Source organism: Selenomonas sp. oral taxon 136 (assembly GCF_001554015.1).
Taxonomy (GTDB): Bacteria; Bacillota; Negativicutes; order Selenomonadales; family Selenomonadaceae; genus Centipeda; species Centipeda felix.
Genome location: NZ_CP014239.1, coordinates 1,514,583 through 1,531,208 on the forward strand (window position 1 = coordinate 1,514,583; position 16,626 = coordinate 1,531,208).

General features: G+C 58.7%; 7 protein-coding genes. All 7 read left to right on the forward strand.

The features are described from left to right. Positions 1-24 precede the first annotated feature (24 nt). From AXE86_RS07295 to AXE86_RS07325, 7 genes are read left to right on the forward strand one after another with little or no spacing between them, the layout of a single operon-like run. Positions 25-3,945 (forward strand): glycosyltransferase, encoded by a 3,921-nt coding sequence (locus AXE86_RS07295; protein WP_061945983.1) that lies wholly within the window; start codon positions 25-27, stop codon positions 3,943-3,945. Next, positions 3,942-5,420: a tetratricopeptide repeat-containing glycosyltransferase family 2 protein gene (locus AXE86_RS07300; protein WP_061945984.1), complete on the forward strand. Its 1,479-nt coding sequence runs from the start codon at positions 3,942-3,944 to the stop codon at positions 5,418-5,420. Before AXE86_RS07295 ends, AXE86_RS07300 begins: the two co-directional genes overlap by 4 nt. Continuing rightward, the gene (locus AXE86_RS07305; protein WP_061945985.1) at positions 5,417-8,650 is read left to right on the forward strand and encodes an O-linked N-acetylglucosamine transferase, SPINDLY family protein; all 3,234 of its coding nucleotides are present in this window, start codon (positions 5,417-5,419) and stop codon (positions 8,648-8,650) included. The genes AXE86_RS07300 and AXE86_RS07305 overlap by 4 nt, the downstream gene beginning before the upstream one ends. Then, positions 8,647-11,487, forward strand: a complete 2,841-nt coding sequence (locus tag AXE86_RS07310; protein ID WP_061945986.1) for an O-linked N-acetylglucosamine transferase, SPINDLY family protein — start codon at positions 8,647-8,649, stop codon at positions 11,485-11,487. Before AXE86_RS07305 ends, AXE86_RS07310 begins: the two co-directional genes overlap by 4 nt. After that, positions 11,438-12,814: an O-linked N-acetylglucosamine transferase, SPINDLY family protein gene (locus AXE86_RS07315; protein WP_061945987.1), complete on the forward strand. Its 1,377-nt coding sequence runs from the start codon at positions 11,438-11,440 to the stop codon at positions 12,812-12,814. The genes AXE86_RS07310 and AXE86_RS07315 overlap by 50 nt, the downstream gene beginning before the upstream one ends. Continuing rightward, positions 12,801-13,718 (forward strand): tetratricopeptide repeat protein, encoded by a 918-nt coding sequence (locus tag AXE86_RS07320; protein WP_061945989.1) that lies wholly within the window; start codon positions 12,801-12,803, stop codon positions 13,716-13,718. Before AXE86_RS07315 ends, AXE86_RS07320 begins: the two co-directional genes overlap by 14 nt. Beyond that, the gene (locus AXE86_RS07325; RefSeq protein WP_061945991.1) at positions 13,715-16,453 is read left to right on the forward strand and encodes a glycosyltransferase; all 2,739 of its coding nucleotides are present in this window, start codon (positions 13,715-13,717) and stop codon (positions 16,451-16,453) included. The genes AXE86_RS07320 and AXE86_RS07325 overlap by 4 nt, the downstream gene beginning before the upstream one ends. Positions 16,454-16,626 lie beyond the last annotated feature (173 nt).

Sequence of the window (16,626 nt, forward strand, 5' to 3'; positions counted from 1 at the left end):
GAGCGTAGAGAGAGGGTGTACCGGATGAGGATATCTGCGTGCTATATTGTCAAGGATGAAGCAGAGGAGCTGCGCCGTTCTCTTGCCTCTGTACGAGCTGTCGTGGATGAGATCATCGTTGTTTCAACGGCGGGCAGCTCCGCTGTGCGGGACGTATGTGCTGCATTTTCGGCAGAGGTTCATGACTTCGCATGGGTGAATGATTTTTCTCTTGCCCGGAATAAGGCGCTGCGGTATGTAACGGGAAATATTGTTATTTTCTTGGATGCAGACGAATATTTTCTGCATCCGAAACATTTGCGTGGAGCCATTGAAGATATTGTTCAAACCTCACGCGGTTTTGATATTATCATGCTGCGACGATATTCATTCGTTACGGATGAATCGATGATCGATGCCCAGCAGGATTACAGTCCGCGTATTCTTCGTATGCCGGGAATGCACTACGAGGGAATGATTCACGAACAGTTGGTACGCGACGACGGAGAGCAGTGGATTCTTGTCTATGCAGATGAGGACCTTTCTCTTGGTCATACGGGATATCTATCGGAACGAGGACCCGAGAAGATAAAACGCAATATTGCCATGCTGGAGGAGGATGCGGCGCGGCATGGGCATACGACGATGCACGATGCCTATCTGGCGGACTGCTACTTTGGGTTGCAGGATTATGCACGTGTTCTTTCCCTCTCACGTAAGGTGCTGGCAAGTGATGTGATTCTTGTCGGGACAGGGAGCAAGATCTATCATCAGATGATCGAGTCGATGCGTGCGCTGCACTATTCTGATTCGGAAATGCTTGTCCTTGCTGACGAGGCGCTTGCGAAGTATCCGGATCTTCCCGATTTTTATGCGCAGCGCGGGATGATCCTCTGTGGACTAATACGATATCCTGAGGCGGCAGAGTGCCTGCGGACGGCACTATATAAATTCGATCATGGCTTTTCCGCGCTTCACGATTCGAGCTTCTTTAACCCCATGGTGGCTGCGCGTGTGGCAGCGCGTCTCGCTCAGATCGATACGCATCTGGGGAATGCAGTACAGGCAAAGCACTGGCAGGAGAGAGAAAGGGCATATATGCAGGGAAATACTGTTGAAAACGCAGAGAATATTCGCATCAGTGCTTGCTATATTGTGCGCGATGATGCTGTGCATCTGAAAAAATCAATCGAAAGCATCAGGGATGCTGTGGATGAGATCATCGTCGTTGATACGGGCTCGCATGACGACACTGTGGCAGCCGCGCAGACCTGCGGAGCTGCTGTGTACGAATTCCCTTGGGCGGATGACTTTGCTGCGGCGCGCAATGCAGCGCTTTCCCGTGCCACAGGGGATTGGATTGTTTTTATCGACGCAGACGAATACTTTTCAGATGAGACAAAAGGAAATCTCCGCACAGCAATCACGGCGGCGGATGCCGAGGGCACGGAGGTGCTTCTCATCCCTTGGCATAATATCGACGAGGTGACGGGTGAAGTGCTGCTGGACTCCTATGCGCCGCGCATCTTTCGCCGCTGTGCAGGGCAATGCTATGTTGGCCGTATTCACGAAGAGCTGCGTGATGCCGATGGCACTGTGCCCAAAACCAATGCCGTTGCCCCTGCCATGCTGACACTCGTACATACTGGTTACTCTGCTGTGCTCACACGTGAAAAGGGAGAGCGCAATCTGCGCATTCTACTGGCGGAACTCGCAGCGACCAAGGAGCCGGAGCGGATCTGGGGCTATCTCGCGGAGACCTATGATAATCTGGGCGACGCCTATCATGCGGAGCAGTACGCACGCAAAGATGTGGCACTCGGACGGCGCAGCATCGTCTATGCGAGTCGCTGCTGGCGTATTCTGCTGCGCATCTATGGCGTACAGCCGGAGCGGCGGGATGCGTATCTGGCTCTTGCGGAAAAGGCCGTGCAGGTGTTTCCGGAGCTGCCCGAGATGCATGCGGAGTATGCGGAGGCACTGGCGGCATTTCATCGCTACCATGAGGCGGCAGCGGCGGCTGTGCCGGCACTGGAGATGCCGCTCCCGACGGGAACGGAACAGTCCCTTTTTACGGATGAGATGAGAGCGGAGCTGCGGCGGCGCATGGCGATCTGGCAGCGCATCGACGCTCATGCACGAGAGATCCGCATCGCAGCCTGTGTTTTTGCCCGCAATGATCGTCAGGATATGGAGCGCTGGCTTGAAAATGCCGCGGCCTATGCGGATGAACGCATCGTCCTCGACACGGGATCGACGGACGGTACACGGGAATGTGCGGAGAGCGCAGGTGCGAAGGTCTATGATTTCCTCTGGCAGGACGACTTCGCCGCTGCGCGCAATGCCGTGCTGGCACATGCGAATGCAAGTTGGGCAGCCGTGCTCGATGTGGATGAGAGCTTTTTTGACCCCTCCGAACTGCGCTCTTATCTAGCGATGATGGATGTCGTGATGCCGCATAAAGATGCTGTCCTTCTGCCGATTGTGCATGTGGATGAGGATGATGATGACCATGAGATCGGGCGTGCGCCGCACATCCGCCTCCTGCGGATGGGCCGTGAGCTTTTCTACGAGGGAAGGGTGCATGAGGCACTGCAGAAGAAGGACGGTGCGCCGCAGCTCTATCATGAGCCCGTCGCCCTCGCCATCCGCCACGTGGGGTACTCGGCAGGGCGGATCCGTGCCAAGCACGCGCGCAACCTTGCCCTGATGGAGCGGCGGATCCATGAGGAGGGCCTTCGTCCGGGGGACTATCGCTATCTCGCCGATATCTATTATGGTCTTGGACAGTACGCATCGGCGCTGCTCTATGTGCGTGCGGCCTTGGAGGAAAATGTCACGTCCGTCGGCGCGCAAAGTCACCTCCATCACCTCCTGCTCGGTGCGATGGAGAAGGAGAATGTTCCTCTTGCCGAGCAGATCGCAGCGGCGCATGCGGCATGCGAGGCCTTTCCGCATCTGCCGGACTTTTATGGGCGGCTTGGCCTTCTCCTGGATGCAGCGGGAGAGGATGCACTTCCTATATTGACGCGTGCGATGGAGCTCTATGCGCAGCCCGAGGATACGGGCGGCGAAACATCGGCATTCGTTGCATGGGCAGGTGCGGTGTCGGCGGCACGCGCGCGTATTCTTGCCGCGGCGGGAGCGCGTACGGCGGCTGAGGAGGAGCTTGCGCGCGCGTTCTCGCTCGGGACGGCGATGGAGGAGACCATGGATGCCTTGGTCGAGCTGCATCGCGATATGGATACGGGCGCGTTGCTCACAGCACTCCGCGAGCGGCTCGGCAGAGGTCGGGAGAGCCTTTCGTATCTTATCCGTTTTGCTGACAGCTACGGCTGGCTGCATTTGGGTGAGGCGGCACGTGATGCGTATCAGCAGGAGACGGGCACAGAGTTTCCAGAACCCCTGCCCTATCGGTGGCTGCGTTCGGATGCACCCGTGGAACTGGGACAGCATATCGTTGGAATGCTTGCGGGAAACGTACGGGAGATGCCCGAGGTATTGCTCCGCCTCGAACAATCCACGCACGCGGAAAGTCCGCGTCTCTATGAGCGGCTGCGCGGCCTTCTGCCGCGGGAGATGCAGGAGTTCTGGCGGCATTACGATGAACCGGATGCCGTCCCGCGCCCGCAGCGCGCGGAGGGACTTCATCTCGTGCGCGAGGCGTTTGTACGCCATGCGGATACGGCGCAGACGGAGCGTTTCCTGCGCATTGTGGTATCATACGGCGTGGAGGAACTGCGTATTGCTGCCGATGCCTATATGGCGGCGGGACGCCATGCGGCGGCGCGTGCGGCATGGGAACTCTGTGCGCAGCAGGAGCAGGATGCGGATGCTCTCTATGGTGCGGGGCTTTGCACGATACGCATGGATGACACGGACGCGGGACGTGAGTATCTCATGCAGGCACTGGCAGCGGATCCCGCATATCGTAAGGCGAGAGAATTGATGGAGTGGATCGGATGAAAATCTCAGCGTGTGTCATTGTCAAGAATGAGGCGGAGAACCTTCCGCGCTGGCTCACCTCGATGCGCAGTTTTGCCGACGAGATGATTGTCGTCGATACGGGCTCGACGGATCAGAGTGTGGCGATTGCACGTGCAGGCGGTGCACGGGTGCTCCGTTTCGACTGGATCAACGATTTTTCCGCAGCGAAAAATTTTGCGCTCGATGCGGCGATGGGCGACTGGATCGTCTTCCCCGATGCCGATGAGTACTTTACGGAGGAGAGCAATCCGCGCGTGCGCCCTCTGCTTGAGGAGTACGACGCACATCCGTATCTTGACGGCTTCATCGTGCATCTCGTCAATATCGACGTGGATACGGGGGCGCTTCTCGGGACGAGTGCCGAGGTGCAGCGGATCTTCCGCCGCGCACCGCACATCCGCTTTGTGGGCAGCATTCATGAACACATAGAGAATCTCAGCGGCGATACGGCGCGGCAGATGATGATCGCGCCCGGTCTGACACTCTATCACACGGGCTACTCGCCGCGCATCATCAAGGGCAAGTCGCAGCGCGATCTGGAGCTCCTCCTTGCGCGCCGTGCACGCGGAGAGTGTGCGAGACTCGACGAATACCATCTGATGGACTGCTATTATACGCTTGAGGACTATCCGCAGGCGGCACACTATGCACGCCTTGCACGGGACAGTGCGGATCGGCCGGTCGGCTCGGAAAACCGCCCCCATGCGGTTCTCCTGCAGTCTCTCATTCTGATGGGGGCATCGGACGCGGAGATTCGAGAGGCGTATGATGCGGCGCGCGCGGCTCTTCCGGAAAAGGCGGACTATCCGCTGATCTACGGGACGTATGCGTGGGATCAGTCGTATATCATGACGGCATGTGCCGCCTACGCGGAGGGGATCCATCTGCATGAGGAACACTATCGTGAGGGGGACTTCTCTGCCGTGCTTCTTCCAACGGCGTATATGCGTCTCGGCGAGGCGGCACTGCTGCGCAATGCACGGGAGGAGGCGATCCTATCGGCAGAGCATGCACTCCGCCTGAATCCGCGCCATGCACCACTCCTCGCCGCGTTTCTGCGGATCATGGCGGCGGTCGGCGCAGACGATGCCGCCATGATCGAGATCTTGAACGGGATCTATGATCGTGAGGCAGATGCGGCATTTCTCGCTTCGGTGCTGGCAGGCGCGGACGTTCCCCTCGCAGCGCTCTACTATGATCGGCGTAGTACGGCAAAGTTTCCGCCGCGCCGCCGCCTCCTGCTCGCAGGGGATGCAAATGCGGCAGCGGCATCGCTCATCGAGGAAATGGAGTGCGCCGCTGCGGTCGGTGCGGCCTGTGGAGTGACGCTTTCTCCCGAACAGCAGAGCGCACTCGCCATGCTTCTGCCGCGTTCCTGTACCGAGGTCCTCGCGGCACCCGAAGCACAGCGGATGCTGCGGCGCGTTGCACGGCTGGCGGAGGTGCGGCAATGAACGGACAGAAGCTTGAGGCGCTGCGCGACCGTATCTTTGCGGCACTTGAGCGCGGGGCCGTGCGGGAAGCGCGGCGCAGCATCGAGAAGCTGCGTCGCTATGAGCCGGCGGAGGCGGCAAGTCTCCTGACGGCGCTCTGCATTGAGGAGAGGGATGCGAAGGGTGCCATGAAGGCGTGGCAGGAGTGCAGGGCGCGTGCGCCGCACGAGCCCTATACGATCTTTCTGCGTGCACGCATCCACCTCCTTATGGGAGAGCGCAGGGCGGCACTGCGTGTCCTGACCCCTCTTTTCGGCGCGCCCATGTCTGCGGAGGTCGCGGAGAAAGTCTATAATCTCGCGGGGCAGTGCGCGCGTTTTCTTGGTGCTGCGGATAAGGCCGTCGCGTTCTATGCGCGTGCGCGCGATGCCGCGCCAAATCTCGCACTGCGTGCACTCAACGCGAGCAATGTGCTCTTTAACCGTCACTATCTTCCTGCTGCGCCCGCGGAGGAGCGGAAGGCGGCAGAGGAATACGGCAGTCTCTTTGCTGCGATTCAGGGGCTTGATCACCGTGCACACCAACGAGGGCAGCGGCTTCGCATCGGCTATCTCTCTCCCGATGTCAGAGAGCATGTGGTGCTCTCGTTTTCGTATGCGCTGATGACGGCGCTCGACCCTGCGCGCTTTGCGGTGACCGTCTATGCGCTCGGCGCGGAGGACGCCTATACGGAGCAGGTTAAGCGTTCGGTGCAGGACTTTCGTAATCTGTCACGCCTCACACCGGAGGCGGCAGCGTATGCGATCTATCGCGACGGGATCGACATCCTCGTTGACCTTGCGGGGCATACGGCGGGCAGTACGCTGCCGATTCTCGCCTATCGTCCCGCGCCCGTCCAGATCTCGGGCATCGGCTATTTCGCCTCCACGGGGCTCAGAGCGGTGGATTACTTCCTCGCCGATCCCGTCCTTGCCGCAGGAGATGCAGAGCAGGGCTTTACCGAGGAACTGCTCGTTCTCCCCGCGACGCATTTCTGCTGGCAGCCGCTCCGCCCCGCTCCCGCCGCCGTGCATCCGCCGGCCGCCGGCCGCGGCATTGTGTTTGGCAGCTTTAATAACTTTACCAAGGTCAATGACCGTGTCCTGCGCGTATGGGCGGAGATCCTGCGCCGTGTGCCGGAGAGCCGGCTCTTTCTCAAGGCGGACATTTTTTCCGAGAATGATGCGCACGCGGAGGTGCTGGAACGGATTGCCGCGGCAGGCATTCCCACGAGCTGTGTGGATGCAGAGGGAAATTCTCCGGACTATCTCGCGGCGTACAACCGCATGGACATTGCGCTCGATCCATTCCCCTATCCCGGCGGCGGGACGACCTGTGATGCGCTCTATATGGGCGTGCCCGTGGTGACGCTTTCAGGGGAAACACTTGGCAGCCGCTTTGGTGCATCGCTCCTCACGAACATCGGGGCAGAGGCACTGATCGCTCATACGGAAGAGGAGTACATCGCCTTGGCCGTTTCTCTTGCGGGGGATATACAGACGCTGGATGCACTGCATACGGGGCTGCGCGGGATGCTGGTCCAGTCGCCCGTGATGGATGCGGCAGGATACGGCGCGGCGGTCGGCGCGGCATACGAACAGGTATGGTCAATCTATGAACAGCACAGTGAACAGCTAAAGTCCATTGATGATCATGACGATAGTATCTATAAGGATAGTAAGGCTCTGCGGGAGCGGCTCTTTGCCCTCCTTCGGGCAGAGCAGTATACTGCGGCGCAGGAGCTCGCGGAGGATGCCATGGCATATGGCGCAGCGGAGGATATGCTCCGCTATCTTCACACCTACGCCATAGAACGGCAGGGGGATCTGCCGCGCGCGATGGCTCTCGCGGAGGCGTATCTGAAGACGGGGAGCAATGCGCTGCGCCATGAGTTCATGCGGCTGCGTGCTGCCGTCGCTTATCGGATGGGGGATGTGCGGGCGGCGGAGTACTATCGCTGCGCCTATGAGGAGGAGCCGTCCGATCCGGCGCTGTATAGTTCCTTCCTTTTGGCGAAGAATGCACAGGATGTGGATGACGAGGAGCTCTTTCGGGCGCATTGTGCCTACGGTGAGCTCCTCGCTCACGTGCCGCAGTATACCTACCGGAAATCATACGCGCATCCAAAAATTCGCGTGGGCTATATTTCGCCGGACTTTCGCCGCAATGTGTTGCAGCATTTCGTGCAGCCCTTTCTGACGATGTATGATCACACGCGCTTTGCGGTCTATGTATACAGCACGGCGGAGCAGCCGGATGAGGTGACGGCTGGGCTGCGTCCACATGCGGATCAGTGGCGGGAGATGGGCGGACGCACGGCGGAGGAGATCGCCGCGCAGATTCATGCGGATGAGGTCGATATTCTTGTCGATCTGGCGGGACACGCGGCGGGCGGCGCCTTGCCCGTGCTCGCACGCCGTCCCGCTCCCGTACAGATGATGGGACTCGGCTATATGGCGACATCGGGGCTTTCTGCCGTCGATTACTTCCTCACGGATGCGCTGTGCGACCCCATTGGTGGTGAGAGTGAACGGTATTTCACCGAGAAGCTGATCCGTCTGCCGAGCCAGTTTGTCTATGTGCCGCGCGCGGGGCTGCCCGCGCCGACGGGGACGCCCGCGCGTCAGCGTGGATCGATCCTCTTCGGGGGGTTCAACCAGTACCGCAAGTGGACCGACGAGATGCTCTGTGTATGGCGGGAGATTTTGGAACGCGTACCGCAGGCCAAACTGCTGCTGAAGTCACAGGTGTTCTTTGCCGCTGCGATGCGGCGGGAGGCAGAGAAACGCCTTGCGCGGCTGGGATTTGATCTTGACCGCATCGTACTGGAACCTGCGACGACGGACTATATGGAGCGCTATCTCGATGTGGATATTGCGCTCGATACCTATCCGTGGCCGGGCGGTGGGACGACCTGCGACGCGCTCTATATGGGCGTGCCCGTGGTGACGATGTACGGCATGCGGCGCAGTACGCGCTTTTCCGATGCGATGCTGCATCTCGTCGGTGCGGAGGAGCTGGCGGTCACATCTGTCGCGGCATACATCTCCTGCGCCGTCTCACTGGCGGAGGATCTGGATCGTCTGGACGAAATGCACCGCACGCTGCGCAGGAAGATGGAGACATCACCGCTCATGGATCAGAGGGGCTATATGCGCGCACTGGAAGAGGCTTATATCATGGCATTGAGAAATGCTGGACAGGGGCTATGATGAAAAAGAAGAAAAAGCAGAAGGCGCGAGTGGAGGCAGGGAGCGGCCTGCAGAAGATTCGACTGGGCTATCTCTCCGCCGATCTGGGTGAAGGGCGACTGCGCGAATGGCTGCCCATGTTCTTCACAGCGTACGATGCCTTTCGCTATGAAATTTATGCCTATCATACAGAGATGGGCGGCGATTCGTCACGTTTTGCTGAGAAGGCGACGGTACGTGAGGTTGGTACGTGTACGCCCGAAGAAGCGGCGGAGCGCATTCGTCGCGATCATCTCGATCTGCTCGTCGATCTTTCACTCGATGCGGTCAGCGCACATCATGCTGCGGTGATCCAGCAGAGGCCGGCAGAGCATATCGTGTCGCTGGCAGAGCATATTCCCGCAGGGCTTGCCGTGCGTCTTCCGATGGTTGAGGGACAGGAGGTTTTCCCCTACTGCTATACGCAGATCGAGGAAAAAACAGCATATACCTATCGCCCCCCGCTGCTCGATGCGGGCATCCCAACCATCGGCGTGAGCGGCAGCATGACGGCAGGCGAATCCTCCCATTTTTTGGAACTACTGTCGTATCTGCTGCCCGCGATCGGCGATGTGCATCTCGTTTTGCCCGCGTCCATCGCGGGGGCACTGGGGGCAGAGGACATCGAGCAGATTGCTGCGCGCGGCAGTGCGGGGTCGTCCCTTGACTTCGTGGATGAGCTCTCATACGATACACTGGATGTTATGCTTGGCCTGTCGGTCGATCTCGTCGATGTCTGCCGTGCGGCAGAGCATGGGATTCCCTTGATTACGGCAGAGCATCTTGTGCGGGATCGCTATGCAAAAAAACTGCTGTGTCAACTGGAGCTTCCCCCACGATGCGACGTACAAGGAGCGGCAGCTGCGTGCCTGGCTCTGTGCGCTGACCGTGAACGACTGTCCGCGTACCATGGTCTGCTGCGCTGGCGGCTGATTGATTTTTGCGATGCGGGAGCGATTCAATTTGCACTGGAGCGTGCTTACGAGCGCGTTCTTGCACAGGGAGATGGACGAACTGCCGCTGCGCTGAGTGATGGACTTGCCCGTGCCGCCTCCCGTCAAGACTGGGATGCGGTTCTCACTGCGGCACATCAACTGGATGGGTATGATGCACTCACGGCGGAGCAGCGTATGAGCCTTGCATGGGGCTATTACTTTCGCGGCGCCGCCCCGCTGGCGGCACGGTGGGCAATGTCTGCACAGGGGCTTCCCGCGGACCGTGAGGGGGCGCGGCTCTACCTCTCGGTTTCGGGGATTGTGCCGGGAACACAGAATGGCGTGTTTGAACGTGTACAGCATGGGCTAAAGTGCATCGAGGAAGGGCTCCATGTTGTGCCGGAGGTTCGCGCGGCACTTTTGAAAGCCTGTGTGGATCAGTCTCCCGCCGATTATGATCCAGAACAGGTTTCGCAGTATGCAATCGCCTATGCACGTGAGGCGGCAGATTCTTTTCTGCAGCGTGTTTATTATGGTGCGGGGCTGATGAAACTCAACGCTGCTGATGTCAGTGCACAGGAGGTGTATGAGAAGAGCCTAGGCTATGGCGCACTCTTTGCTGATGTTCGGCCCTGCACGCATCAGGGACGACGAAAAAAGGATAAGATTCGCATCGGCTATATCTCCGGGGACTTTCGGCAGCATGTCATGCAGTATTTTATATGGCCGTTTCTTGCCGGATATGATGCAAATGCGTTTGACGTTTACGTATACAGTCTTGGGAAGTCGGATCAGTATACGGACTTCTTTAAGACCCTCGTGACAAAATGGCGCGATCTTTCCGCGCATGAGCGGGATATGGAGCGGATTGCGCGCGAGATCCATGCGGATGAGGTGGATATTCTATTCGATCTTGCGGGACATACGGCGGGCACAGGGCTTGCCGCTCTCGCATGGAAGCCGGCACCTGTCCAGATCTCGGGGCTTGGCTACATGGCGACGACAGGTCTGCCTGCCGTGGACTACTTCGTGACGGATCACTGCTGCGACCCCGAGGGCAGCGGCAGCGAGGAGCTCTATGTGGAAAAACTCCTGCGCCTGACGAGTCAGTTCTGCTATAATGGGTATACGAATCTCCCCGCACCAACGGGAACGCCGGCGCGGGGGCGCGGCTATATCCAGTTCGCCTCCTTCAACCAGTACCAAAAATTCTATGATCCTATGCTGCGTGCGTGGCAGGAGATTATGGAACGTGTGCCGCAGTCGCGACTTCTTCTCAAAAACAACGCCTATGCAAAACCAGGGGTGGTGCAGTCGGCCTACGAGCGACTGCAGCGGCTCGGCTTTGATATGAGCCGCGTGCAGTTTGAATGTGCAACCAAGGACTATATGTGGCGCTATCTCGATGAGGATATTGCGCTCGACACCTTTCCGTGGCCAGGCGGCGGGACGACCTGCGACGCGCTCTATATGGGCGTTCCCGTCGTCTCCTACTATACGGAACGGCACAGCACGCGTTTCACGTACAGTATTCTGGCGAACATCGGGCTCTCCGATCTCGCGTCGACCAGCCTCTCGGACTATGTCGAGACGGCCGTGGCTCTGGCGGGGAATCTCGACCTCCTCGATGCCCTGCATCGTGAGCTTCGCGATCGGATGAAGGCATCGCCCGTCATGGATCAGGCGGGGTATATCCGTGAAATGGAGGAATGCTATCATGCCATCTGGGCAAAGTGGGAGAGCGAAAACAAAGGCCTTTCAGCAGGCATATCGTCGTGTCAAACGGGAGTTAGGTGCCGGTCATCTAGGGAAGGGGCTGAACCTCCTGCGAGAGATGGAGCAGGAGCGTTTGTTTCCGGCGGAACGCCAGTGGGAACTGCATGACCTCATAGGACAGGCACTCTATTGGCTGGCGGATCTTCCTGCGGCTCTGCCGCATCTGCGGCTGGCGTGGGAACTGCCGCGCGAGCATCATGCCGATCGCCTTGCTGCACTGAGCAACTATCTCATGTATCTCCACTATGCGGATGGAGTCACGGATGAGATGATGCGTGATGCTCATGCCGCCTATGCGAAAATGCTTGGATCTCTGCCGCTGTTTTCCCACACGGTACGCAAACACGGAAAACTGAGAATTGGGTATCTCTCACCGAATCTGACCGACCATATTGTTCTGAACTTTGCGATACAGCTTTTTTCTGCCTATAACCGCAGTCGATATGAGGTTCGTCTCTACGACATAGGAACGCTCCAATGTGAGACGACAGATTGGGTCGCCGGCATGGTGGATGGTTACACAGATCTCTCCAAGTGCCGTCCGCAGGAGGCGGCGGCACGTATTCATGCGGATGAGATCGACATCCTCTTTGATCTGGCGGGACATTCGGCAGGCGGGAAGACGCTGATGATTGCGGCGTATAAGCCTGCCCCCATACAGCTCTCAGGCATCGGGTACTTCAATACGACGGGCCTCTCTGCGATGGATTACTTCCTGGGTGATCCATTCTGTGATCCGCCCGGGGAAGAGGCCAATTTCACAGAGCAGATTCTGCGTCTGCCGCAGACGCATTTGTGCTTTACCCCGTCGGAGCGGTTCCGTCCCTATGAGCACCTGCAGCGCACCCCGCATGAGAACGTCGTCTTTGCCAGTTTCAACAACTTCGCAAAGATCACGGATGCGATGCTGACGGCGTGGGGGGAGATCCTGCGCGCTGTGCCCACGGCGCGGCTCCTGCTGAAGAATGTGCATCCGCTGAAGGAGACGCTGACGCGGATGAAGAAGCGCGCCGTGCGGGCGGGGATCGATCCGGCGCGGCTTGAGCTGCGGCCGGGGTCAAAGGACTACCTCGCGGACTATCTGGATGCGGATGTGATTCTGGATACATTTCCGTACCAGGGTGGTGGGACGACGTGTGAGGCGCTCTGTATGGGGCTTCCTATCGTTGTGCGGGCAGGGGCGCGTCATGGTGCACGGTTCGGTGTGAGCCTCCTGCACAATGCAGGCCTTTCCGAGTTGATTGCGGGCAGCACAGAGGAGTATATCGAGCGAGCCATTTTGCTGGCGCGTGACAGGGAGCTCCTCCGTGCACTGCAGACGGCTGTTCCGCACATGATGCGCGCCTCTCCGCTGATGAACGGCATGGGCTATGTGCGTGCGATGGAAGCAGCGTATCAGATGATATGGGAGCGGTATCTTCATGAAAAAACGTAAGAGAAACAGCGCAGAACGTGCACGCAAAAAACGTGCGCGGCGGGAAGAGAAACGGCAGATGAAAGGGACGATGACGATGGCAGAGAAGAAAATCATTACGGCAGAGCAGATTCATGCGTACGTAAAGAAGGAGAAGTACGCAGAGGCGATCAATGCCTTTGCCGATGCGCTTGCACAGGGAGAGCCGCCGAAGGAGTGCTACGCTGATGTGGCACGTGCCTACTTTGAACTGGGCGACTACAAACGCGCGGCGGACTGGGTGTCGAATGCCCTCTCGGTGGATCCGGGCAATGTCGATGTGCGCATCCTGCTGGCACGCATCTGCCAGCGTGAGCGCCGGACAGATGACGCGCTGAAGATCTATGAGAATATTCTTGCGGTACATGCGGCCGCACTTACCGCTGCACAGCGTGCGGAGATCGAGCAGCGTGCAGGGCTCGACGCACGTCTCGCGCAGGACAAGACGCGCACGGCGTACCCCCATCTCGCGGCACTTCTGGGACTTGCCCCCGCACCGGCTGCACCGGGGGCACAGACCGTATCCGCTGCGCCGGCTGTATCCGCTGCGGCGCCGATCGCGCGCGTATCCGTTCCGGCCGCACCGGCAGCTCAGTCCTCCGGCAGCGCTAAGGCGCAGGCCGCACAGATCCTAGCGCAGCCCATCCGCCCCGCCGAGAAGATGGCGGCACTCAATGCCTTTGCGGGTGCGGCATACGTGCAGAATGACTATGCGGGGGCACGGGAGCTCCTGACGGCAGCGCTTGAGCTTGATCCTGGCTGTGATGTGACGCTGCGCAATATGGCGCTCCTCCTGCATGAGATTGGCGAACGGGAAAAGGCTCTCCAGGTCGCGGCAAAGATGGGGCAGACAGACTTCATGCTCCTGCGCACGCTGAAATCATGAGCGCACTCAGCCTTATCCTTACGCTGACGGAGGCGGGGGAATATCTGCGGGAGACGGCGGAGTCCGCCCTTGCGGCGGCGTCTGCGGCAAATCTTACGGCGGAGATGATCGTCCCCGTTCCGCAGGGAGCGGCGGACGCCGTGCGGGCGGAGCTCCATGATCTGCCCTGCCGTGTTCTCCCTGTGGCGGAGGAGTATCCTGCTGCATGGAACAATCGCGGGGCAGAGGCGGCGTCGGGCGATCTGCTGCTCTTCCTGCAGGAGGGGGTAATCCTCACCGCAGTCGGTCTGGAAAAAATGGCGGAGGTGCTTCTCCCCGATGCGCAGATCGCTGCGGTTGGTCCATTTACGGACCATACCATATTTTCATGGCAGTATCTGAATGCGGAACGGATGAGCGCACAGAAAATAGAGGTGGAGCAGTGGGTACGAACGAATTTGCCATACCCGACGGAGAGCCTGTTTCTCGAACACTTTGCACTCCTCATGCGCCGTACGTTATTTTGTCAGTACGGCGAGTTTGATGAAGCATTTGAGGGGAGCAGCGGCGCCGATATTGATCTCTCGTTTCGCTTGCGCTATGCAGGATATACGCTTCTGCGTGTTCCAGCATACGTTGTCCATCGTGCAGCGGGAAAATGCGAGCTCTGGGATCTGACGCTGACATCCATGCGTGCGCCGCTTATAGAGCGATGGGGGCTAGACGTCGGTGTGCCGGAGATGCTCTGGCAGAGAGCGCTCGACGGCATTGGCAGAGCGTGGGATCCTGCCCTCGTGCGCGCTACCTGTCGCAGTGCGGCGCTGTGTGCGCCGCTCGTCAGCATCATGATTCCGACGTATAATCGTCCCCGTTATTTCCGTGAGACACTCGAATCTGCACGCGCACAGACCTATCCGAACATCGAGATCATCGTCTGTGACAACAGCACGGATGAGCGGACGGCGGAGCTGATGCAGGCGTACGAGGACGATGTGCGCATCCGCTATGTGCGCAATCGCGCGGCGCGGAAAAAGGCGGAGAATTTTATGCCGTTCGAGCATCTGGCACAGGGGGAGTATCTACAGTGGTGCATGGATGATGATATCCTCCTGCCCGACAAGATCACGCGGATGATGGATGCCTTCCTGCGCGAGCCGGGCATTGCCTTGGTTACGTCACTGCGCGGCGTGGTCGACGGCGGCGGAAATTATCTTGGACTATGGCAGGGGAATGTGCCGGTGCATGGCCTGTATGAGTGTTATCGCGGCGCGGATGTCGGGCGGGCAATGCTGATGGATCGCTCGAATTTCCTCGGTGAACCATCTGCTGTACTCTTTCGGCGCAGTGATCTCCCGCACCACTATTGGCGGGCAGAGGTGCGCGGATATCAGACCATTTCGGACTGTGCCATGTGGCTGGAGCTCATGGAGTGCGGCGATGCGGTCATCTTTGCGCGTCCGCTCAGTCTCTACCGCCGCCATGAAGGGCAGGAGGGCGCACAGGCAGAGGTCATCGTACGCAGTCGTGTGGAGTGGCGCCGCCTGATCGAAGAATATTGGCATAAACGCATGTTTTTGACAGAGCACGAGGAGTATCTGTCCGTCCTTGCACGGCTTAGAGAGGAGCGCAGCAGGATTGCCACTCTGCTTCCTCAGGTTCCCGCAGCGCTGCGGAAGGCATACGAGCAGGAGACGCCTCCATTTTCCGTCATTCTGATGAATCGTGTGGAGGAATGCGCCCCTGTGCGGATGGATGCTCCACTGAATCTGCTCGCCGCGCGCGGCAGCGTTTCGCTTACGGGGTGTATGAGTGCGAAAGATACGCCGCTTGAACTGTATGATGTGACAAGCATGCATGACAGCATCATCCTATTTGAGCGTGCCAACCTCATGCCCACAGCCAACGTGCGGCAGATGCTGGCAGAGGCTGTATCACATGGCAGCATCGTATTGCAGGAGATGGACGATCATCCTAATGTGAATGAAGCGGCGGCGCGTGATCATTATTTTCTCTTCCGCGCCGTTTCTGCGGTACAGACCTCAACGAAGTATTTGGCCGATTATCTGCGGAAATTTAATCCTTATGTCTATCTCTTTGAAAATCAACTGGCAGAGCTGCCGTTCGCGCGCAGCTATGAGGGGAATGCATCGCAGGTGACGATTTTCTTCGGTGCGCTGAATCGCCGCGCGGACTGGGAACCCCTGATGCCAAGCATCAATGCAGCGATTCAGGGGCATGGAGATCGCCTGTATTTTCGCGTGGTGTCGGACTACACATTCTATCAGCAGCTGCGGACGGAGCAGAAATCATACGTCGGCGGCACGCAGGATGGATCTGTCGTTGCCCCCTATGAGCGCTATGTGGAGGAACTCCACGCCTCGGACATCGCGCTCCTGCCGCTTAATGATACGGAGTTCAACCGCGCCAAGTCCGACCTCAAGTTCATCGAGGCAGCAGGGAACGGTGCGGCGGTGCTCGCCGCGCCGACGGTCTACGCGGCGACCGTGCGCGACGGGGAGACGGGGCTGATCTACCGCAGTCAGAAGGAGTTCGCACAGAAACTCGATCTCCTGATCCGCCGCGCTGATCTCAGGCGCACGCTCGCGGAGAATGCCTACCGCTATGTGGCAGAGCATCGGCTTCTCGCAGGGCACCTTGATGAATACATGAATGTCTATCGGGAACTCTTTGACCGCAGGGAGGAGCTGGAACGGGAGCGGCTGCGGCGTGTGGCGGAGTTTTTTCCCCATCTGTAATATAACGATAGAAAAGCTGTTGTTTTTCACAGGGAAAGACAGCAGCTATTTTGATTATGCATCTGCGGCATGTCAAAGAGTATGAATAATTGCTCTTCGCTGTGACTTTGGATAATGATTGACAGATGTTTCGGCGGCTTTTATAATAAAGACAGGTTATGTGTAAATGGGGA